Origin of the sequence: Micromonospora taraxaci, assembly GCF_007830095.1 — a bacterium.
GTDB lineage: Bacteria > Actinomycetota > Actinomycetes > Mycobacteriales > Micromonosporaceae > Micromonospora > Micromonospora taraxaci.
The window spans coordinates 5,117,201-5,136,270 of sequence record NZ_VIWZ01000001.1 but is presented as its reverse complement, the minus strand read 5'-3'; the positions used below and the strand labels follow the sequence as shown (position 1 = coordinate 5,136,270).

Genomic DNA, 19,070 nt, shown 5'->3' with positions numbered 1-19,070 from the left:
GGGTGACGAACCGACCCGCCACCATGCCCATGCCCCCCGTCCGCCGCGCCGCCGGTCTCTTCGCCGGTCTGGCGCTCGGCCTCGCCGTGCTCGCCGGTTGCAGCTCCCAGGGCGCCTCCACCGACTGCGGGCTGGACGCCTGCACTGTCACCTTCGAGCGGGGTGTCGACGCGAGGGCCTCCATCTTCGGCGTGGAGGCCAAGCTGGTCGGTGCCGAGGGTGACCAGGTCACCGTCGAGGTCGCCGGTGAGCAGCTCAGCCTCACCGTGGGCCAGCAGGCCGCCGAGGCCGGCGGTTTCGCGGTCACGCTGGACAGCGTCACCGACCAGCAGGTCAAGATCCGCGTTTCCCGCAACCCGAGTAACTGATCCGCGCCGGGCGGCGGTGGCCGACGTTTGGGAATCTTCGAAATCGGAGATTGTGACGCCATGTCACTCACCCGTAGCGCCGAAGCCACCGCCTCCCGAACGGCGGACAGCCGGTGGCTGGAACTCCTCGCCCGGGCCGGCTTCATCGGCTACGGCATCGTCCACCTCCTCTTCGCCTGGTTGGCATTGCAGATCGCGTTCGGCACGTCGTCCGACGACGGCGACCAGTCCGGCGCGCTGCGTACCCTCTCCGAACAGCCCCTGGGTAAGTTCCTGGTCATCGCGGTCGCGGTCGGCCTGCTCGCGATGGCGATCTGGCAGGCGCTCGAGGCGGCGGTCGGGCACCGCGCCGAGCGCGGCAGTGAGCGGGTCACGGAACGGCTCGCCTCGGCCGGCCGGACCATCGTCTACCTCTACTTCGCCTGGACCGCCTTCAAGGTCTTCAAGGACGCCGGGTCGAACAGCGCCGACCAGCAGGAGGCGTTGACCGGCAAACTGATGACCTCCAGCGGCGGCCGTTGGCTGGTCGGCCTGGCCGGTCTGGTGCTCGCCGCGATCGGCATCGGTCTGGTGATCTACGGGGCCGTCAAGCGGTTCGAGAAGCACCTGAAGACCGGCGAGATGAGCCCGAAGACCCGCCAGTTGGCCCGCCGACTCGGCATGGCCGGGTACATCGCCAAGGGCGTCGCGTACGGCATCTCCGGTCTGCTGATCATCGTGGCGGCGGTCAACTACGACCCGGAGAAGGCCCGTGGTCTGGACGCCGCGCTGCACACGCTGCGCGAGCAGTCGTACGGCATGTTCCTGCTGACCCTTGTCGCCCTGGGCATCGCCGCCTTCGGCGTCTACTGCTTCCTCCAGTCCCGGTACCGCAAGGTCTGAGCTGGTCGATACCACGGACATCGGGCACTCTTGGGCTTTTGCCCGGAGTGCCCGACGTCTGATCGAAGGGAAGCAACGGAGCTGTGCAGAATTATCTCGAAACGGCCGTCGCCGCGCTCGTCGCGGCGGCGGTCGCTCTCTTCCTGGTCGAGGTCGTCCACCGGCTGACCCGGCGGTTCGGCCGTCGGTCGCAGCTGCTCACCGAGCTGACCGATCACGCCCACCGCCCGTTCCAGGTCGCCGGGACGGTCCTCGCCGTGCAGTTCGCCGTCCGCTTCAGCACCGGGTACGCGGTCGGCGAGAGCTGGCGCCGCCTGTTGCTGCACCTGCTCGTCCTCGGCGTCATCGCAACACTGGCCTGGTTGGTGGCCGCGCTGCTGGTCGTCGTGGAGGACACCGCGCTGGCCCGGTTCCGGGTCGACGTGCCGGACAACCGGCACGCCCGGCGGGTCCGGACCCAGGTGGTGATGCTGCGCCGCCTGACCATCGCGGTGATCGTCATCCTGACCGTCGGCGTGATGCTGATGACGTTCCCCAGCGTGCGGGGCATCGGCGCGGGTGTGCTCACCTCGGCCGGTGTGGTCGGTGTGGTGGCCGCGCTCGCCGCGCAGAGCCTGCTCGGCAACGTCTTCGCCGGCGTCCAGCTCGCCTTCAGCGACGCCGTCCGGCTCGACGACGTGGTGGTCGTCGAGGGGGAGTGGGGTCGGATCGAGGAGCTGACCCTCAGCTACGTGGTCGTGCAGATCTGGGACGACCGGCGGCTGATCCTGCCCACCTCGTACTTCACCAGCAAGCCGTTCCAGAACTGGACACGGACCGAGTCGGCGGTGCTCGGCACCGCCGAGTTCGACGTGGACTGGGCGGTGCCGGTGCAGACCATGCGCGAGGAACTGCGTCGCCTGGTAGAGGGCACCGAGCTGTGGGACGGGCGGGTGTGCGTCCTGCAGGTCACCGACGCCACCGGCGGGATGGTCCGCATCCGCGCGCTGGTCAGCGCCGCCGACGCGGGCAGTCTGTGGGACCTGCGCTGCCTGGTGCGGGAGCACCTGGTGACCTGGATCCGGGACAACCGCCCGACCGCGATGCCCCGGGTGCGCACCGAGCTGGGTGACTCCACCAGCAACCTGCCCTGGCAGTGGGTGCAGCCGAGGCGGCCGGTACGCCGCCTGTCCGACACCGAGGCGCCCGACGACGCCCGCGTCTTCGGCGGCAGCGACGACGGCGACGCCCGCAGCGAAGCCTTCGTGGGCCCCGAAGAAACCCGCCCCTGACCCCGCCCCGGCCCTCCCTTTTTCCGTCGGTCATGAAGTTATTGCCTTACCGCCCGGTGTGTCGTGGCAACAACTTCATGATCGACCGGGATGGGGGTGGAAAGGGGGTGGGGTGGGAGGTTTGGTCGGGCTTGGGTGGGGGATGTGCTGCCGGACGTCTCTGCCGCGATCACGGCATCGGCCGGCGTATTCGCGGCGCGGCGTGCGGACGACGCGGACGGTCGGCTGCTCGGCGCGCTTTAGGATTGACGGGCGGCGACTCCGGGCATACAGCGCGGTGATGAGGAAAGGAGGACAGCATGGCTGACGTGGCGAACGCCCGCACATCCCACAACGGGAGCGAGCCCTCCACCGCCGAGTTGGTGCAACGGGCCACCGAACAGGTCTCCCGTCTGGTGCGGGACGAACTGGCGCTGGCCCGAGCGGAGTTGACCCAGAAGGGCAAGCACGCCGGCATCGGGATCGGCCTCTTCGGCGGCGGCGGTGCGCTGGCGTTCTTCGGCCTGGGCGCGTTGGTCGCCACGGCGATCCTGCTGCTCGACCTGGTGTTGCCCGCCTGGGCCGCCGCGCTGATCGTGGCGGTGGCCTGTTTCCTGGTGGCCGGCATCCTCGCCCTGGTGGGCAAGAAGCAGGTCAGCCGCGCCGTCCCGCCCGTGCCGGCGGCGACGGTCCGCAGCCTCCGGGCCGACGTGGACACCGTCACCGCCGCGGTGAAGGACAGGGGGCGGCAATGACCGGCAACGGGACCGGCGACACGGAGGCGCTCCGCGAGGAGATCCGTCGCACTCGGGTCGAGTTGGGCGAGACGATGGAGGCGTTGGCCGCCAAGGCCGACGTCAAGGCGCGCCTGAAGGAGTCCGCAGGGCAGGCGAAGGAGCGGATGCGCGAGCAGGCGGCGCAGACCGTCGCCCGGGTCCGCGGGCAGGCCGTGCGTGGCGCCGGGATGGCGCGGGCGCAGGCCCAGCACAAGGGTGAGCTGGTGCGTGACAAGGGCGAGTTGGTACGCCGCAACCCGGTGCCGTGGGCGGCCATCGCCGCCGGTGCGGTGGCCACCGTGGTGGTGTTGATGATCGTGCGGGGGAGGCGTAGGTGAGCAAGAGCATCAGCCGGGTCGCGTACCGGCCGGTCGGCGTGTTGATGGGTATCGCCGCAGGCGCGGTGGCCGGGGCGATCTTCCGGCAGGTCTGGAAGGTCACCGCGGGCGACGGTGAGGCGCCGAACGCGACAGACGAGGATCGCGGCTGGGGTGAGATCCTGGCCGCCGCGGCGTTGCAGGGAGCGATCTTCGCGGTCGTCCGGGCCGCCGTGGACCGGGGCGGCGCGGTCGGCGTCCGCCGGATGACCGGCTCCTGGCCGGACTGACCACAGCGACTTCGGCCCCCTTCCCGCATCGATGGGAAGGGGGCTTTCGCATGGGTTCGGACGCCGCCCAGCGGATCTCGGGCATCCGTCAGGTCACATGTCGGAGAAATTCGTCGGAGAGGTCGTGACAGACTTTTTGCGTACGTGATTTGCTGGTCCACGCTGTTGAGAGATGGCGTGGGTTGAGAGAAGTCTCCTTCGTGGGGCCGCCTCAGGCGCCGCTGCTCGAAAACGGCCAATCGGCCGGACGGCGTGCACGGCCACCAGTTTTTAGAGGGAGATACACATGGCTCAGGGAACCGTGAAGTGGTTCAACGCTGACAAGGGCTTCGGCTTCATCACCGTCGATGGTGGGGGTGCTGACGTGTTCGTCCACTTCTCGGCCATCCAGACCAGCGGCTACCGCTCGCTGGAGGAGAACCAGCGGGTGGAGTTCGAGATCGCTCAGGGTCAGAAGGGCCCGCAGGCCGAGCAGGTTCGTCCCATCTGAGTGAGACGGCCGGCCCCCACCGGCCAGTGGGACGATCCGGCCAGGGTCGTTGAAAGCCCTGCACCCCTCCCGGGGTGCAGGGCTTTTCCACGCGTTCGGGTTGCTCAGGTTCGGCGACGTGAGCGCAGACCGAACCAGAGCACCACCAGCCCGGCCAGCGACACGAGCGGCCCAAGCACCGCCCAGATCCTCTCGTTGGTCATCAGGCTGCCGCTGACGTAGCCGAGGCCCTGCACCGTCCACACCGCACCGATCACGACGGCCAACAGGCCGAGGGTGAGCGAAAGCCAGCCCCTCATCACGTCCCCTCTCCGCTGCCCGAGGCAGCGCGCCGCCCTCCAGCATGGCCGGCCGCGCGGCGCGACGCGAGTACCCGGGAAGCGCGGGTCACCACCGGTCGTGCACCTGCGGGCGGATCAGCTCGTCGTAGATCTCGCGTACGGCTGCCAACTGCTCGTCGGTCAGCGGCGACAGGGCCGCCGTCGCGGCGTTGCGTCGCGCCTGGTCGGCGTCGCGGGCACCGGGGATGACCACTGTGACGCCCGCCTGGTCCAGCACCCAGCGCAGCGCGAACTGCGCCATCGTGCGGTCCGCGTCGACCAGCGGCGCGAGTCGGCGGACGGCGGCGATCCCCTGCTCGAAGTCGACGCCGGAGAACGTCTCGCCGACGTCGAAGGCGGCACCGTGCCGGTTGTAGTTGCGGTGGTCGTCGGCGGGGAACTCGGTGTGCTCGTCGTACCGGCCGGAGAGCAGGCCACTGGCCAGCGGCACCCGGGCGATGATGCCCACACCGGCGGCCGCGGCGGCGGGCAGGACCTGCTCCAACGGCTTGTGGCGGACCGCGTTCAGGATGATCTGGACGCTCGCCACACCCGGCCGGGCGATCGCGGTGAGGGCCTGGTCGCAGGTCTCGACGCTGACCCCGTACCCGGCGATGGCCTTCTCGGCGACCAGGGTGTCCAGCCCGTCGAAGACCTCGTCGGAGGAGAACACGGCGGTGGGCGGGCAGTGCAGCTGGACCAGGTCCAGCGTGTCCATTCCCAGGTTGGCCCGGGAGCGGTCGGTCCACTGCCGGAAGTTGGCCAGGGTGTACGCCTCCGGTCGCTGCTCGACGCGGCGGCCCATCTTGGTGGCGACGGTGAGCCCGGCGTCGGGCCGGGAGCGCAGGAAGCGGCCGATCAGTTGCTCGCTGCGGCCGTCTCCGTACACGTCGGCGGTGTCGAGGAAGGTGACCCCGGAGTCCACGGCGGCGGTGAGCACCGCCATCGCGTCGGCCTCGCTGACGGTGCCCCAGTCGGCGCCGAGTTGCCAGGCGCCCAGGCCGACCGCGCCGACGGTCCGGCCGAGCCGGGTGAAGCTGCGCTGTTCCATGCCCCGAGCCTAGTGATCGGGTTGCCGCCATGCCACGCGAGCCGTACCGTAAAACAAAACGGACGTACGGTTTGGGAGGCGAGATGTGGGATCCGACGGCCTACCTGCGCTACGGCGACGAGCGGTCTCGACCCTTCCACGACCTCGTCGCACGGATCCCCGCCGCGCGACCCCGGGCCGTGGTCGACCTCGGATGCGGCCCCGGCCAGCTCACCGCCACCCTCGCCGAGCGCTGGCCGACGAGCCGGGTCCTCGGCCTGGACTCCTCACCCGAGATGATCGACCGGGCCAGTGCCCTGGGCGCTCCCGTCGACTTCGCGGTCGCCGACCTGCGCGACTGGCGACCGACCGGCGACGAGGACGTGGTGGTCAGCAACGCCGCGCTCCAGTGGGTGCCCGGTCACCAGGAGCTGCTGCGCCGCTGGGCCGCCGGGCTGCCCGCCGGCGCGTGGCTCGCCATGCAGGTCCCCGGCAACTTCGAGGCTCCGTCACACCGCGCCCTGCGCGAGGTCGCCGACCGGCCGACCTGGCGCGGTGAGGTGGCCCCGCTGCTGCGCGCGGACCCCGTCGACGACCCGGCCGACTACGCGGCGCTGCTGACCACCGCCGGCTGCGCGGTGGACGCCTGGGAGACTACCTACGTGCACCTGCTGCCGGCTCGGCCCGCCGCCGAGCACCCGGTCCTGACCTGGATGGAGGGCACCGCGCTGCGCCCCGTCCGGGCCGCGCTGGACGCCGCCGGGTGGTCGGCCTTCCGAACCGAGCTGGGGGTACGGCTCACCGCCGCGTACCCGGTGCGGCAGGGTCAGGTGTACTTCCCGTTCCGCCGCGTCTTCGTCGTCGCCCACACCGGCGACCATGCACAGGAGAACCAGTGACCGATCTGACCACCTTCATCGCCGGCCTGCCCAAGGTGGAGCTGCACGTGCACCACGTCGGCTCCGCCTCGCCCCGGATCGTCGCGGAACTGGCCGCCCGCCACGAGGGACGCACCCCCGTACCGGCCGACCCCGAGGCGCTCGCCTCCTACTTCGAGTTCCGCGACTTCGCGCACTTCGTCGAGGTGTACCTGAGCGTGGTGGACCTCATCCGCGACCCGGAGGACGTCTGGATCCTCACCCACGAGGTGGCCCGGGAGCTGGCCCGCCAACAGGTCCGGTACGCGGAGCTGACCATCACCCCGTACTCGCACGTGCGTCGGGGCATCCCCGCGCCGGCGTTCTGCGAGGCCATCGAGGACGCCCGCCAGCGCGCCCTGGCCGACTTCGGCCTGGAGCTGCGCTGGTGCTTCGACATCCCCGGCGAGGCCGGCCTGCCCGCCGCCGAGGAGACGCTGCGCATCGCCCTGGACGAGCGGCCGGCCGGGCTGGTCAGCTTCGGGCTGGGTGGCCCCGAGATCGGCGTACCCCGGCCGCAGTTCCGGCCCTACTTCGAACAGGCCCGCGCGGCCGGTCTGCGCTCGGTGCCGCACGCCGGGGAGACCACCGGGCCGCAGACGATCTGGGACGCGCTGAACGAGTTGGGCGCCGAGCGGATCGGGCACGGCATCTCCGCCGCCCAGGACCCGGAGCTGCTGACCTACCTGGCCGAGCGGCAGATCGGGATGGAGGTCTGCCCGACGTCCAACGTGCGGACCCGGGCGGTGGCCAACCTCGACGAGCACCCGCTGCGTCAGCTCGTCGACGCCGGGCTACTGGTCACCATCAACTCCGACGATCCGCCGATGTTCGGCACCACCCTCAACGACGAGTACGCGGTGGCGGCCCGCCTCCTCGGGGCCGATCGCGAGGGCGTGGCCGGGCTGGCTCGCAACGCGGTGACCGCGTCCTTCCTCGACGCCGCCGGCAAGCAGCGGATCACCGCCGAGATCGACGCGTACCTCACCAGCGCCGGCTGAGCCGACACGGCCGGGGTCGAGGGGGAGAGCAGGGCGCGCGGCGGGAGCGTGGGTGTGGGGGGACCTGAGACTCCCGCCGCGCGCGCGGCTTCACCGGCCGTGGGTGCGTGGTGCGCTCGACCGGTGAAACTGTTGGGTTCCTGCACTGATCCTGTCAGCCCACAACCGTTCCAGCTCGGTCGTTAACCGCGATCTAAGGAAGACTTGCACCGGGGCACAACCCGGGCCGGCACTGTCACTCGTCGGTGGGTCGCTGGCGTGGCCAGCGCCGTCCGGTGGCCTTCGTGTCCCGGGCGTCACGCGCCATCCGACCCACCAGGCCGAACCGGCTGACCTGACGAGGCGTCGCCTCCGGGTCGGCCAGCAGCATCACCACGCTGGCCCCGCCCAGCCGGGCGCGGTCGATGCTCACCGAGCCGTTGGCCTGCAACGCCACCCGCTTCGCGATGTCCAGACCGAGCCCGGTCGAACCCTGGTCGCTGGTCCCCCGGCGCAGTGCCCGGTCCGGGTCGGGGATGCCGGGTCCGGCGTCGTCGACCCGGATCGCCACGTAACCGTCGCGCCGCGACACGGCCACCTCGAACGCGGTGCCCTGCGGTGTGTAACGGAAGACGTTACCGATCACCGCGTCCAGCGCGGCGGCCAGCTCGGCTCGTGGCACCGGGGCGGGGATGCGCAACTGCGCGCCGTTCACCCGGTGCGGCCGGTTCTGGTCACCGGCCAGCGCCGCCCAGAACACCATGCGGTCCCGGACCACCTCGCTGACGTCGCACATCGCCGGCCCGGCCTCGTGCGCCACCGCCTTGCGGGTGGTCTTGATCAGCACGTCGATCTCACCCTCCAGGGTGACGATCGCCTGCCGGATCCGTCGGATGCCACGGAGCCGGTCCAACTCCGCAGGGCTGAACGAACCCACGCTGGTGTCGTCGGACTCCAACGCCTCCGCGTCCAACCGCAGCACCGTCAACGGGGTACGCAGACGGTGCGACAGATCGGCCACCAGCTCCCGCTCGTCGGTGCGGGCCGCGTCGAGCCGGTCGGCCATCCGGTTGAAGGCGTAGCCGGCCTCGGCCAGTTCACGGGGACCGGTCGGCTCGACCCGTACCCCCAGGTCGCCGTCGCCGATGGAGAGCGCGGCCTTGACCAGACCCCGGGTCGAGTCCACCGCGCGGGCGGCGACCCGGTCGACCACCAGCACCGCCGCCCCGGCCATCGCCGCGCCGACCGCGAACAGCAGCCACCAGGTGCCGCCGCCCTCGCCCAACGTCGAATCCGGGAGGAACACCTCGACCACCGCCGTCCGGTCACCGAGGACCACCGGGTCGAGTCGAAGCACACCGCCGTCGACATCGACGACCAACGACCGTCGGTCGGCTCGGGCCTGGTCAAGGTCGCTGCCGCTGGCCCGACCGGTCGACTCGTCCAGCCCCAACCCGTGCACCACCGGCGGGAAGTCGGACCCCTCGGCGCTGGCCACCACGGCACGCTCGACGGCCGCCGGGTCGGTGCTCACCGCCAGCGCGCCGGTCACCAGCGCGCTGCGCCGGGCCGCGTCGGCGATCGCCTCGTCCCGGCTCTGCTCCCGCAGGCTGAGCCCGAGCGGGATCAGGAAGGCGAGCGCGACGAGACTGCACATGCCGGCCGTGAGCAGGGCCAGCGCCGTCCTCAGTCCGGTGCCACCAACCGGAATCCGACCCCCCGCACGGTGCGCAGGTAGCGCGGCTTCGCTGCGGACTCGCCCATCTTTCTGCGAAGCCAGTACAGGTGAACGTCGATTGTCTGGTCCTCGCCGACCGATGGCTGCCGCCATACCTCCTCCAAGAGTTCCCGGCGGGACACTACCCGCCCAGGTCGCGCGGCGAGATACGCCAGCAGGTCGAATTCCTTACGGGTCAGCGCCAGTGGCTCCCCGTCGAGCAGGGCGCTGCGCTCGCCCACGTCCACCCGGAGCCCACCGACGCTGTGCACCGCCGGCTGCACCGTCCGGCTGGCCCGCCCGGCCCGGCGCAGCACTGTGGTGATCCGCGCGTCCAGGTGCGCCCCCGTGAACGGCTTGACCATGTAGTCGTCCGCGCCCGCGCGGAGCAGCTTCACCACGGACTGCTCGTCGTCGCGGGCGGTGGCGATGATGATCGGGACGTCGGTGATGCCCCGCAGCATCCGCAACGCGTCCGAGCCGTCCAGGTCGGGCAGGCCCAGGTCGAGCACCACCAGGTCGGGTGTCTCCGCGGCGACCCGACGCAGCGCGTCCAACGCCGTACCCACGGCGTGCACGGCATGCCCACGGTCGGTGAGGGACCGCAGCATCGCGCCGCGTACGACGTGATCGTCTTCGACCAGGAGCACGGAGGCCACGACAAGACCGTACTTGGCCTGGCAAGTTGATCGCGTTGCGGCGTACCTGAGGGGCGGGCCAGCTGGTACGACGATGTCGTTCACGCTGTTCGTCGATGCCCGACTGGCGCTCTGACGCCGCGCCCGCCTGGCCGCCCAGGGCGTCCTGGGCGTCCTGGGCGTGATCAACTCGGGTTTCCGGACGTCGGGCCGTCCGCGCGACTGGGATGCTGCGGTTTCCGGAAACCCGAGTCGATCAACGAGAAGCGGGCACCGGTTCGGCGGGGGCCGCGGTTTCGGCCGGCGTCGTGGGGTCGTCGGTGGGTTCGGTGCCGTCGGCCCGGGTCGCGGGTTCGTCGGTGCGGCGGCCGGTCACTTCGGCGAGGGTCGGGGGCTGGTCCGCGTTCCCGGTCGCCTCGGCGAGCGCCAGGGGCTCGGCCGGGTCGCGTCGGCGCCACCGGCTGACCAGCCAGCCGATCGCCGCGCCGCCGCCGAGCCCGGCGAGCAGGCCAGCGGCCAGCATCCCGTCGGCGCTGCCCGACTCCTCGCCGGCACCACCGGCACGAGCGGCCGGATCGTCGTCGACACCGGTGCCCGGACCGGCCGGCGCGCCGGGGGCCGGTGCCCCGTGGCCCCCGCCGTGTGCGGCCGGTCCGGCAGCGCCCGGGGCCGCCGGCAGCAGGGTCAGCACCGGGGCGCGGTGCGCGCCCGTCGCGTCCGCCCACCGGACCACAGTGCCATCGGCGTACGTCTGGACGACCTCGAAGGTGAGCCGCTCCGCCTGCGGCATCGGGCCCATGGACAGCGCCAGCCGGGCCGGCCCGGACCCGCTCTCGCCGACCCGGACCCAGGTCACCGCCGTGGTCACAGTGCTCACCCCGGAGGAGTGGATTCCGGCCAGCGGCTTGTCCAGGGTGCGGGAGCTGAGCCGGGGCGCCCACCCGTCCACCGACATCGGGTAGACCTCGGCGATCGGCGCGTCGACCGGCAGCCGGACCTCGATCTGGTTCGTCTTCGTGCCGGCTCGATCCTCCGGCACTGTGAATTCGAGGCGTACGGCGTCGCCCTGTCGGGCCTCGGTCGGGGTGGTCGTCACGTCCGCCGCGGACGCCGCGCTGGGCCAGAACAGCAGCCCGGCGGCGGTCAGCGCGGTCACCGCCGCGATCCGCCGTCGGCGCTCGCCGCCGTGCGTGCTCGCCATCTCGTGCCCCCATCCGTGTCCGTGCGGCCGGCACCGGTTTCCGGCCACACCTGGTAGTTCGGCTGCGGGGCGCGAAAGGTTCAACGTGGCCGGCAGGAAGGTGCCCTTCCGGACCCCGGGAGGGTGGACCGATAGCATCGGCAGGAGCCGAGGATCGGCACCGTTTCGTACCGCTTGGAGGAGTCACCGTGTCCGCACCCCGTACCCCCGCCGTGGCCGACCCCGTCGTCGTCGCCGCCGGGACGACGGCGGCCGACGCGGTGGCCGCGGCCGGACTGCCCGCGAACGGCCCCAAGGCGATCGTCGTGGTCCGCGACCCGCAGGGTCAGCTGCGTGACCTGGACTGGTCGCCGGCCGAGGAGACCGTCGTCGAGCCGGTCAGCCTGGATTCGCCCGACGGGCTCAACGTGCTGCGCCACTCCACCGCGCACGTCCTCGCCCAGGCCGTGCAGGACATCTTCCCCGAGGCCAAGCTGGGCATCGGCCCGCCGATCGAGAACGGCTTCTACTACGACTTCGACGTCGACAAGCCGTTCCAGCCCGATGACCTCAGCAAGCTCGAGAAGCGCATGCAGGAGATCATCAAGTCCGGGCAGCGGTTCCGCCGTCGCCGCTTCGGCAGCCTGGACGAGGCGCGCTCCGAGCTGGCCGACGAGCCCTTCAAGCTGGAGTTGATCGAGGTCAAGGGCGAGGGCCTGGACACCGACGAGGTCATGGAGGTGGGCGGCGGCGAGCTGACCATCTACGACAACCTCGACGCCAAGGAGGACAAGGTCTGCTGGTCGGACCTCTGCCGGGGCCCGCACCTGCCGACCACCCGCCTGATCGGCGCGTTCAAGCTGATGCGCTCCGCCGCCGCCTACTGGCGCGGTTCGGAGAAGAACCCCCAACTGCAGCGGGTGTACGGCACCGCGTGGCCGACCCGGGACGAGCTCAAGGCGTACCTGAAGCTGCTGGAGGAGGCCGCCCGGCGCGACCACCGCAAGCTCGGCGCGGACCTCGACCTGTTCAGCTTCCCCGACGAGATCGGCTCCGGCCTCGCGGTCTTCCACCCCAAGGGCGGGATCATCCGCCGGGAGATGGAGCACTACTCGCGGCGGCGCCACGAGGAGGCGGGGTACGAGTTCGTCAACACCCCGCACATCACCAAGGCGCAGCTGTTCCAGACCTCCGGTCACCTGCCGTACTACGCGGACACCATGTTCCCGCCCATGCAGCTGGAGGGCGCGGACTACTACCTCAAGGCGATGAACTGCCCGATGCACAACCTGATCTTCAGGGGGCGCGGGCGGTCGTACCGGGAGCTGCCGCTGCGGATGTTCGAGTTCGGCACCGTCTACCGGTACGAGAAGTCCGGCGTCGTGCACGGCCTGACCCGGGTCCGTGGCCTGACCCAGGACGACTCGCACATCTACTGCACCCGCGAGCAGATGGCCGGTGAGCTGTCCACGCTGCTCAGCTTCGTGCTCGACCTGCTGCGTGACTACGGGCTGGACGACTTCTACCTGGAGCTGTCGACCCGGGACGACTCGCCCAAGTTCATCGGCGCCGACGAGGACTGGGAAGAGGCCACCGAGGCGCTGCGGACCGCCGCCGCGACCTCCGGCCTGGACCTGGTGCCCGACCCTGGCGGCGCGGCGTTCTACGGGCCGAAGATCTCCGTGCAGGCGCGGGACGCGATCGGCCGGACCTGGCAGATGTCCACCATCCAGGTCGACTTCAACCAGCCGGAGCGCTTCGGGCTGGAGTACCAGGCAGCCGACGGCAGCCGCCAGCGGCCCGTCATGATCCACCGGGCGTTGTTCGGGTCGATCGAACGGTTCTTCGGGGTGCTCACCGAGCACTACGCGGGGGCGTTCCCGGCCTGGCTGGCGCCGGTGCAGGTGGTGGGCATCCCGATCCGTGAGGACCACACCGACTACCTGCACGGCTTCGTCGCGGCGCTGCGCGCCGAGGGGATCCGCGCCCAGGTGGACGCGGGTGACGACCGGATGCAGAAGAAGATCCGTACGGCGCAGCAGCAGAAGATCCCGTTCATGGTGATCGCCGGTGACGACGACGTGGCCGCCGGCACCGTCTCCTTCCGCTACCGCGACGGATCCCAGCGCAACGGTGTGCCGGTCGCCGAGGCGGTGACCCACGTCCTCGACGTGGTCAGCTCCCGCACCAACATCGGCCCCTCGGCCGCCGCGGAATGACGCCCCCGGTGCGTGCCCGGCCGACCGGCCGGGCACGCACCGGAGTCAGATGCCGCAGTTCGGTGCTGACCAGCCGCCGACCGCCGCGACGTGCGTGTGGTCGTTGTGGTCCGGGTAGCCGGGGCCGAGGATCTGCCCGAAGCCGTGGTAGCGGGCCTGCTGGGCCAGCCGGCAGAACGACGGCGACCCGACCAGGTCGACCCCGTCGCCGTACAGGTGTCGACTGTTCGACGCGCCGCCGACAGCGCTGTTGCAGGCGTAGCTGCGGAAGCTGCTGCTGATCGAGATCGACACGTCGCCGAGGGCGTGCCGCATGGCCTGGAGCTTCCACATCGAGACGAGCGCGTTGAACCGTGCCGTGCTCGCCGAGACCGCACCGCCGGACCAGTCGCTGTTGCACTTGTTCAGCTCGGGGTAGCTGAAGTTGGCCGGTGTGCAGTCGTCGTCCTGGAGGGCGTAGAGCCGATTGAACGTCTGCGGGCCGGCGATCCCGTCCGCGGGCAGCCCGTACGCCTGCTGGAAGCGGATTACCGCCGACCGGGTGGCCGGGCCGAACGCGCCGTCGAGGCCGAGCACCGCGCCGTAACCGGGGTAGCCGGCGACGCGGATCTGGAGTTGCCGGACGTCCTCACCGGATGCCCCCTGGGACAGGGTGCGACCCCAGGTGTAGCAGCCGTCCGCCTGGGCGGCGCCGGCGGTGAGGGTGACGCCGGCCACTGTGGTGGCGGCGGTCAGGGCGAGTGCCGCGAGGAGCCGGCCGAGCCGTCGGATCATGGAGCCCTCCATTAATGCATGGAAGTTTCTGGATGCATGGAATCTTCATGTTTCACTGTTGATCCGTCAAGAACTTGCACGGTGACGTTTTCCCGTCGGGCAGGTGTCGCGGCATGCCTGCGGGGCTCCGTAGGATCGGCTCGTGACAGGGGCGGAACGGCACACGGACATCGGCGGCATGGCGGACGGCCTGGAGCGGCTCTGGACGCCGCACCGGATGACCTACATCTCCGGCGAGGACCGCCCGGCCGAGGGCTACGAGAAGCCGACCGGCTGCCCGTTCTGCCGCGCTCCCCAGCTGCCGCCGGAGGAGAGCCTGGTGGTGGCCCGCGGCGAGCACGTCTTCGTGGTGCTCAACCTCTACCCGTACAACCCGGGCCACCTGCTGGTCTGCCCCTACCGGCACGTCGCCGACTACACCGACCTGGACGTGCCGGAGACCACCGAGCTGGCGTCGTACACCCAGACCGCGATGCGGGTCATCCGCACGGTGAGCAACGCGCACGGCTTCAACCTGGGCATGAACCAGGGCGGGGTGGCCGGCGCGGGCATCGCCGCGCACCTGCACCAGCACGTGGTGCCCCGCTGGGGCGGCGACGCGAACTTCATGCCGGTGATCGGCCGCACCAAGGTCCTGCCGCAACTGCTGCACGACACCCGCGACCTGCTCGCCCGCGCCTGGCCGTCCTGACCGTCGGCGCGACGCGAGGCCTGCGCCGGTCCCTCTAGTCGGCGCGCAGCAGCGGCGTCAGCTCCGGCCAGCTCTCCACCCGGTGTACGAGAGGCAGCAGCGCTGTGCGAGCGGCGACCTCCGCCGGGCGGGGCCGGAACAGGAAGCGGTGCGGCACCGACGTCAGGTAGCCGAGCACCTCCAGCTTGTCGTCCACGAAGTGGGTCAGCCCGAGGCGCTGGGCGATCGGCGCCTTGTCCGGACGGGTACGGCAGAAGTGGAGCCGCTCGACCGGGATACCGGTGCGCGCCGCGAAGTCGTGGTGGGCCAGCCACTCCCGGGTGCGGCGCTCGGTGGCCTCCCCGCACTTGGACACCAGGTGCACCTCGTCGAACGCCGGGCCGAGCGCCGCGAGCGCGTCGAACGCCCCGTGGACCACAGGTGTACGCAGGTAGTGCGCGCCGAAGAACGAGGTGTCGGCGTCCCCGTCGGCCGGCTCGATGATCACGCCGCCGATGTCCACACCCAGCCTCCGCATGCGGGTGATCATGCCGTAGTGGTCGGTCGGCTCGCATCCACGATTCCGGCCCCGGGATCTGCTACGCCCCGGCCCGTGGAGGTGGCACGATCGGCCGATGGCAGTCACGACACGGACGTTGGGACGCAGCGGCATCGAGGTCAGCGCCCTCGGTATGGGGTGCTGGGCGATCGGCGGCCCGTGGGCTGAGGGCACCCAACCGCTGGGCTGGGGCGCTGTCGACGACGACGAGTCGGTGCGGACGGTCCGCCGGGCGCTCGACCTGGGCGTCACCCTCTTCGACACCGCCGACACGTACGGCGCCGGGCACAGCGAGCGGGTGCTCGGCCGGGCGCTCGCCGGCCGCCGGGACGAGGCCGTGATCGCCACCAAGTGGGGTTACACCTTCGACGAGGCGAGCCGACAGGCCACCGGTGAGGACGCGTCGCCCGCGTACCTGCGCACCGCCGTGACCGACTCGCTGCGCCGTCTCGGCACCGACCGGATCGACCTCTACCAGCTGCACCTCGCCGACCTGTCGGTGCCACGCGCGCAGGCGCTGATCGGCGGCTGCGAGGACCTGGTCGCCGAGGGCCTGATCCGCGCGTACGGGTGGAGCACCGACCGTCCCGACCGGGCCACCGCGTTCGGGCACGCCGCCACCGGGGCGACTGCCGTGCAGCACACCCTGTCCGTTCTGCGGGACGCCCCGGAGCTGCTCGCCGTCTGCGACAAGTACGACCTCGCCAGCGTCAACCGGGGCCCGCTGGGCATGGGACTGCTCACCGGCAAATACTCGGCCGGGTCGACCCTGCCCCACGACGACGTACGCGGGTTGGCCCCCGGTTGGTTGGAGTGGTTCCGCGGTGGCCGGCCCGCGCCGGAGTGGCTCCGTCGGGTGGGTGCGGTCCGTGCCGCGCTCACCGCCGACGGGCGCACCCTCGCCCAGGGCGCGCTGGGCTGGATCTGGGCCCGCAGCGGCCGCACCATCCCGATCCCCGGCTGCCGTACTGTCGCCCAGATCGAGGAGAACGCCGCAGCGCTGCACCGGGGCCCGCTGCCGCCGGACCAGTTCGTCGAGGTCGAGCGCCAGTTGGCGGCGCTGCGCACGGCGGCGCTACGCGACGCCGACCGCCCCCACTGGCCCCCGCCCATCCATCCCACCGTGCACCCCTGACGCAGTGTTCTGACCCGGTCGGGTCCGCCCCGCGGAGCGGAGCCACGCTCCCGGCGGGTCAGGCCTGTCGCGGGTCGGGGTTCGTGCCACCCCCGATGTCGGTGCCGGCCCCTGTAGAGCTGCCCCATTTCTGGGGCGGCCGCTGCGCACTCGGGCGTTGGGTGCGTTGACGTCGCACTGAGGGCGCGTTGTCGCCGCGCTGAGGGCGCGTCGGCGGCGGCTTGGTCGGCATGCAGCGGGAGGTAGCCGCGCCCCACATCTGGGGCAGCTCTACAGGACGCGACCACGGCAGACCCATCCGCCCGGCCCCGCCCGCCCCGATGACCTTGTCGGTCATGCCGAGACGAACCGGGCGGGCAGGCAGGGCCGAGCCGGGCAGGCGGGTGGGGTCAGGTGGTGTGCTCTTTGCGGATCTGGTCGGCCAGGTGCGCCGGCATCGGGTCGTGGCGGACGAAGTGACGGCGGAATGTGCCGGTGCCGGCCGTCATCGAGCGCAGCTCGACGGCGTACCGCAGCAACTCGGTGGCCGGCACCTCGGCGCGGACGAGGGTACGGCCATCGGTGTCCGGGTCGGGCTCGGTGCCGAGCACACGGCCTCGTCGGCCGGACAGGTCGCCCATCACCGTGCCCACCGAACCGTCCGGCACCCGGATGGTGACCTCGTCGATCGGCTCCAGCAGTGCCGGCTGGCCACGGTCGGCGGCGTCGCGCAGGGCCAGTGCTCCGGCGGTCTGGAAGGCCGCGTCGGAGGAGTCGACGCTGTGCGCCTTGCCGTCGACCAGGGTCACCCGCAGGTCCACCACCGGGTGACCGGCGACCAGACCGCGTTCGAGTTGGGCGCGGACGCCCTTCTCCACCGAGGGGATGTAGTTGTGCGGCACCGCGCCGCCGACGACCCGGTCGACGAACTCGAAGCCGCTGCCCGCGGGCAGCGGTTCGACCTCGATGTCGCAGACCGCGTACTGGCCGTGGCCACCGGACTGCTTGACGTGCCGGCCGTGCCCCTTCGCCGGCACTGTCAGGGTCTCGCGCAGCGACACCTTGACCGGCTCGGTGTCCAGTTCGACGCCGCCGGCCCGCAGCCGGTCGAGCACCACGTCGGCGTGCGCCTCGCCCATGCACCAGAGAACCAGCTGGTGGGTGTCCTGGTTGCGTTCCAGGCGCAGCGTGGGGTCGCCCGCGACGAGGCGGGCGAGGTTACGGGCCAGGGCGTCCTCGTCAGCGCGACTGTGGGCGACGATCGCCACCGGCAGCAGCGGTTCCGGCATCTCCCAGGGGGCGATCAGCAGCGGGTCGGTCTTGGCCGAGATGGTGTCGCCGGTCTCCGCGCTGCCCGACTTGGTGATCGCGCAGAGGTCGCCGGCCACGCAGAGCGGCACCTCGCGGAGGGTCGCGCCCAGCGGGGTGTAGATGTGCCCGACCCGCTCGTCGGCGTCGTGGTCGGGGTGCCCGCGTTCGGCCATGCCGTGACCGGAGACGTGCACCGTCTGGTCGGGGCGCAGCGTGCCGGAGAAGACCCGGACCAGCGAGACCCGGCCGACGTGGCGGTCGACGGTGGTCTTGACGACCTCCGCGACGAGCGGCCCGGCCGGGTCGCAGGTCAACGGCGGCCGCGGTGAGCCGTCCACGCCGGTCACCGCCGGCAGGTCGTGCTCCAGCGGCGACGGGAACGCGGCGGTCAGCACCTCCAGCAGCACGTCCAGCCCGACGCCGGTCTGGGCGCAGACCGGCACCACCGGGTAGAAGTGACCCCGGGCGACGGCCTTCTCCAGGTCGTCGATGAGCACCTCGTCGCTGATGTCCTCGCCGTCGAGGTAGCGGTCCATCAGGGTCTCGTCCTCGCTCTCGGCGATGATCCCCTCGATCAGCTCGTCGCGGGACTCGTCGATGGCCCGCTGGTGCTCCGGGTCGGGATCGCGGACGTCGGCGGGCAACCCGGCGCTGTAGTCGAAGACCCGACGAGTGATCAGGCCGAGCAGGCCCTCGGTGGACACGCCGTCGTCGCCGAGCATCGGCAGGTAGAGCGGCATCACGTTGTCGCCGAAGAGGCGCTGGCAGAGCGCCACCGTCTCGTCGACGTCAGCGCGGGGCTGGTCCAGTCGGGCCACCGCGACCGCGCGCGGCATGTCGACGGCGGCGCACTCCTCCCACAGCGCGACGGTGGCGGCGTCCATGCCGCCCGCCGCCGAGACGACGAAGAGCGCGGCGTCGGCGGCCCGTAGCCCGGCCCGCAGCTCGCCCACGAAGTCGGCGTACCCGGGGGTGTCCAGGAGGTTGACCTTGATGCCGTTGTGCAGCAGTGGTGCGCAGGACAGGCTGACCGAGCGTTGTTGGCGCACGGCGGCGGGGTCGTGGTCGCCGACAGTGGTGCCGTCGACCACGGAGCCGGCCCGGCCGATCGTGCCCGTCGCCGCGAGCAGGGCCTCGACAAGTGTCGTCTTGCCCGCTCCGGAGTGCCCGACGAGCACCACGTTGCGGACCCGCTCGGGCTCGGTCATGACCGGCGTGCCGCCGGTGGAGCCCTTCTCCTGGTTCTTCTGCGCCATCGGGCGCACCTC

At 71.7% G+C, this 19,070-nt stretch carries 20 protein-coding genes; 12 read left to right on the top strand and 8 right to left on the bottom strand.

The features are described from left to right. The first annotated feature begins 2 nt into the window (after positions 1-2). The 7 genes from FHU34_RS23215 to FHU34_RS23185 all read left to right on the top strand — a co-directional run bounded on the left by FHU34_RS23215 (position 3) and on the right by FHU34_RS23185 (position 4,373). A complete protein-coding gene (locus FHU34_RS23215) occupies positions 3-368 on the top strand; it encodes a hypothetical protein (protein ID WP_423438456.1) in 366 nt (121 codons plus the stop codon). Positions 369-428: 60 nt separating this feature from the next. After that, positions 429-1,250 carry a DUF1206 domain-containing protein gene (locus FHU34_RS23210; protein WP_145783972.1) on the top strand — a complete coding sequence of 274 codons (822 nt, stop codon included), beginning with the start codon at positions 429-431 and terminating at the stop codon, positions 1,248-1,250. Positions 1,251-1,333: 83 nt separating this feature from the next. Then, a complete protein-coding gene (locus FHU34_RS23205) occupies positions 1,334-2,521 on the top strand; it encodes a mechanosensitive ion channel family protein (protein ID WP_145783970.1) in 1,188 nt (395 codons plus the stop codon). A 299-nt stretch (positions 2,522-2,820) separates the two neighbouring features. Continuing rightward, complete coding sequence (locus FHU34_RS23200) at positions 2,821-3,255, top strand: phage holin family protein (RefSeq protein WP_088990414.1); 435 nt, start codon at positions 2,821-2,823, stop codon at positions 3,253-3,255. Next, complete coding sequence (locus FHU34_RS23195) at positions 3,252-3,614, top strand: DUF3618 domain-containing protein (RefSeq protein WP_145783969.1); 363 nt, start codon at positions 3,252-3,254, stop codon at positions 3,612-3,614. The genes FHU34_RS23200 and FHU34_RS23195 overlap by 4 nt, the downstream gene beginning before the upstream one ends. Next, positions 3,611-3,883, top strand: coding sequence for a DUF4235 domain-containing protein (locus FHU34_RS23190; RefSeq protein ID WP_145783967.1), 273 nt, complete (start codon positions 3,611-3,613; stop codon positions 3,881-3,883). Before FHU34_RS23195 ends, FHU34_RS23190 begins: the two co-directional genes overlap by 4 nt. A 286-nt stretch (positions 3,884-4,169) precedes the next feature. After that, positions 4,170-4,373 carry a cold-shock protein gene (locus tag FHU34_RS23185; RefSeq protein ID WP_030338233.1) on the top strand — a complete coding sequence of 68 codons (204 nt, stop codon included), beginning with the start codon at positions 4,170-4,172 and terminating at the stop codon, positions 4,371-4,373. A 104-nt stretch (positions 4,374-4,477) separates the two neighbouring features. On the opposite strand, the gene FHU34_RS23180 is transcribed toward FHU34_RS23185, so the two are convergent. Beyond that, positions 4,478-4,672 carry a hypothetical protein gene (locus FHU34_RS23180; protein ID WP_145783965.1) on the bottom strand — a complete coding sequence of 65 codons (195 nt, stop codon included), beginning with the start codon at positions 4,670-4,672 and terminating at the stop codon, positions 4,478-4,480. Positions 4,673-4,760: 88 nt separating this feature from the next. Beyond that, entirely contained in the window at positions 4,761-5,744 is a 984-nt protein-coding gene (locus tag FHU34_RS23175) for an aldo/keto reductase (RefSeq protein WP_145783963.1), read from the bottom strand. Between the two features lie 83 nt (positions 5,745-5,827). Here FHU34_RS23175 and FHU34_RS23170 point away from each other — a divergent pair, with 83 nt between their 5' ends. Then, complete coding sequence (locus FHU34_RS23170; RefSeq protein ID WP_145783961.1) at positions 5,828-6,622, top strand: trans-aconitate 2-methyltransferase; 795 nt, start codon at positions 5,828-5,830, stop codon at positions 6,620-6,622. Then, positions 6,619-7,641 (top strand): adenosine deaminase, encoded by a 1,023-nt coding sequence (locus FHU34_RS23165; protein ID WP_145783958.1) that lies wholly within the window; start codon positions 6,619-6,621, stop codon positions 7,639-7,641. Before FHU34_RS23170 ends, FHU34_RS23165 begins: the two co-directional genes overlap by 4 nt. A gap of 235 nt (positions 7,642-7,876) precedes the next feature. Here the strand turns inward: FHU34_RS23165 and FHU34_RS23160 are convergent, their stop codons facing one another. From FHU34_RS23160 to FHU34_RS23150, 3 genes are all read right to left on the bottom strand, one after another. Next, positions 7,877-9,277, bottom strand: a complete 1,401-nt coding sequence (locus tag FHU34_RS23160) for a HAMP domain-containing sensor histidine kinase (protein WP_208745061.1) — start codon at positions 9,275-9,277, stop codon at positions 7,877-7,879. 29 nt (positions 9,278-9,306) lie between these two features. Beyond that, complete coding sequence (locus FHU34_RS23155; RefSeq protein WP_088990407.1) at positions 9,307-9,996, bottom strand: response regulator transcription factor; 690 nt, start codon at positions 9,994-9,996, stop codon at positions 9,307-9,309. Positions 9,997-10,231: 235 nt separating this feature from the next. Then, entirely contained in the window at positions 10,232-11,176 is a 945-nt protein-coding gene (locus FHU34_RS23150; RefSeq protein WP_145783956.1) for a DUF1775 domain-containing protein, read from the bottom strand. A 188-nt stretch (positions 11,177-11,364) separates the two neighbouring features. On the opposite strand from FHU34_RS23150, the gene thrS reads away from it, so the two are divergent. Next, positions 11,365-13,374, top strand: a complete 2,010-nt coding sequence (thrS, locus tag FHU34_RS23145) for a threonine--tRNA ligase (RefSeq protein ID WP_145783954.1) — start codon at positions 11,365-11,367, stop codon at positions 13,372-13,374. 45 nt (positions 13,375-13,419) lie between these two features. Here the strand turns inward: thrS and FHU34_RS23140 are convergent, their stop codons facing one another. Continuing rightward, positions 13,420-14,148 (bottom strand): D-Ala-D-Ala carboxypeptidase family metallohydrolase, encoded by a 729-nt coding sequence (locus tag FHU34_RS23140; RefSeq protein ID WP_145783952.1) that lies wholly within the window; start codon positions 14,146-14,148, stop codon positions 13,420-13,422. Positions 14,149-14,326: 178 nt separating this feature from the next. Between FHU34_RS23140 and FHU34_RS23135 the strand changes: the two genes are divergently transcribed. Beyond that, positions 14,327-14,839: an HIT family protein gene (locus tag FHU34_RS23135; protein WP_208745200.1), complete on the top strand. Its 513-nt coding sequence runs from the start codon at positions 14,327-14,329 to the stop codon at positions 14,837-14,839. Positions 14,840-14,873: 34 nt separating this feature from the next. On the opposite strand, the gene FHU34_RS23130 is transcribed toward FHU34_RS23135, so the two are convergent. After that, the gene (locus tag FHU34_RS23130) at positions 14,874-15,356 is read right to left on the bottom strand and encodes a hypothetical protein (protein WP_244311802.1); all 483 of its coding nucleotides are present in this window, start codon (positions 15,354-15,356) and stop codon (positions 14,874-14,876) included. 97 nt (positions 15,357-15,453) lie between these two features. Here FHU34_RS23130 and FHU34_RS23125 point away from each other — a divergent pair, with 97 nt between their 5' ends. Further along, a complete protein-coding gene (locus FHU34_RS23125; RefSeq protein WP_145783946.1) occupies positions 15,454-16,512 on the top strand; it encodes an aldo/keto reductase in 1,059 nt (352 codons plus the stop codon). Between the two features lie 389 nt (positions 16,513-16,901). Here the strand turns inward: FHU34_RS23125 and FHU34_RS23120 are convergent, their stop codons facing one another. Next, positions 16,902-19,058, bottom strand: a complete 2,157-nt coding sequence (locus FHU34_RS23120; RefSeq protein WP_145783944.1) for an elongation factor G-like protein EF-G2 — start codon at positions 19,056-19,058, stop codon at positions 16,902-16,904. Between the last annotated feature and the right edge of the window lie 12 nt (positions 19,059-19,070).

Excerpts from the sequence above, each read along its gene's own strand:
- FHU34_RS23210 (WP_145783972.1), top strand. The coding sequence starts at position 429 with ATGTCACTCACCCGTAGCGCCGAAGCCACCGCCTCCCGAACGGCGGAC.
- FHU34_RS23200 (WP_088990414.1), top strand. The coding sequence starts at position 2,821 with ATGGCTGACGTGGCGAACGCCCGCACATCCCACAACGGGAGCGAGCCC.
- FHU34_RS23195 (WP_145783969.1), top strand. The coding sequence starts at position 3,252 with ATGACCGGCAACGGGACCGGCGACACGGAGGCGCTCCGCGAGGAGATC.
- FHU34_RS23185 (WP_030338233.1), top strand. The coding sequence starts at position 4,170 with ATGGCTCAGGGAACCGTGAAGTGGTTCAACGCTGACAAGGGCTTCGGC.
- FHU34_RS23180 (WP_145783965.1), bottom strand. The coding sequence starts at position 4,672 with ATGAGGGGCTGGCTTTCGCTCACCCTCGGCCTGTTGGCCGTCGTGATC.
- FHU34_RS23175 (WP_145783963.1), bottom strand. The coding sequence starts at position 5,744 with ATGGAACAGCGCAGCTTCACCCGGCTCGGCCGGACCGTCGGCGCGGTC.
- FHU34_RS23170 (WP_145783961.1), top strand. The coding sequence starts at position 5,828 with ATGTGGGATCCGACGGCCTACCTGCGCTACGGCGACGAGCGGTCTCGA.
- FHU34_RS23160 (WP_208745061.1), bottom strand. The coding sequence starts at position 9,277 with ATGTGCAGTCTCGTCGCGCTCGCCTTCCTGATCCCGCTCGGGCTCAGC.
- FHU34_RS23150 (WP_145783956.1), bottom strand. The coding sequence starts at position 11,176 with ATGGCGAGCACGCACGGCGGCGAGCGCCGACGGCGGATCGCGGCGGTG.
- FHU34_RS23140 (WP_145783952.1), bottom strand. The coding sequence starts at position 14,148 with ATGATCCGACGGCTCGGCCGGCTCCTCGCGGCACTCGCCCTGACCGCC.
- FHU34_RS23135 (WP_208745200.1), top strand. The coding sequence starts at position 14,327 with ATGGCGGACGGCCTGGAGCGGCTCTGGACGCCGCACCGGATGACCTAC.
- FHU34_RS23130 (WP_244311802.1), bottom strand. The coding sequence starts at position 15,356 with ATGCGGAGGCTGGGTGTGGACATCGGCGGCGTGATCATCGAGCCGGCC.
- FHU34_RS23125 (WP_145783946.1), top strand. The coding sequence starts at position 15,454 with ATGGCAGTCACGACACGGACGTTGGGACGCAGCGGCATCGAGGTCAGC.
- FHU34_RS23120 (WP_145783944.1), bottom strand. The coding sequence starts at position 19,058 with ATGGCGCAGAAGAACCAGGAGAAGGGCTCCACCGGCGGCACGCCGGTC.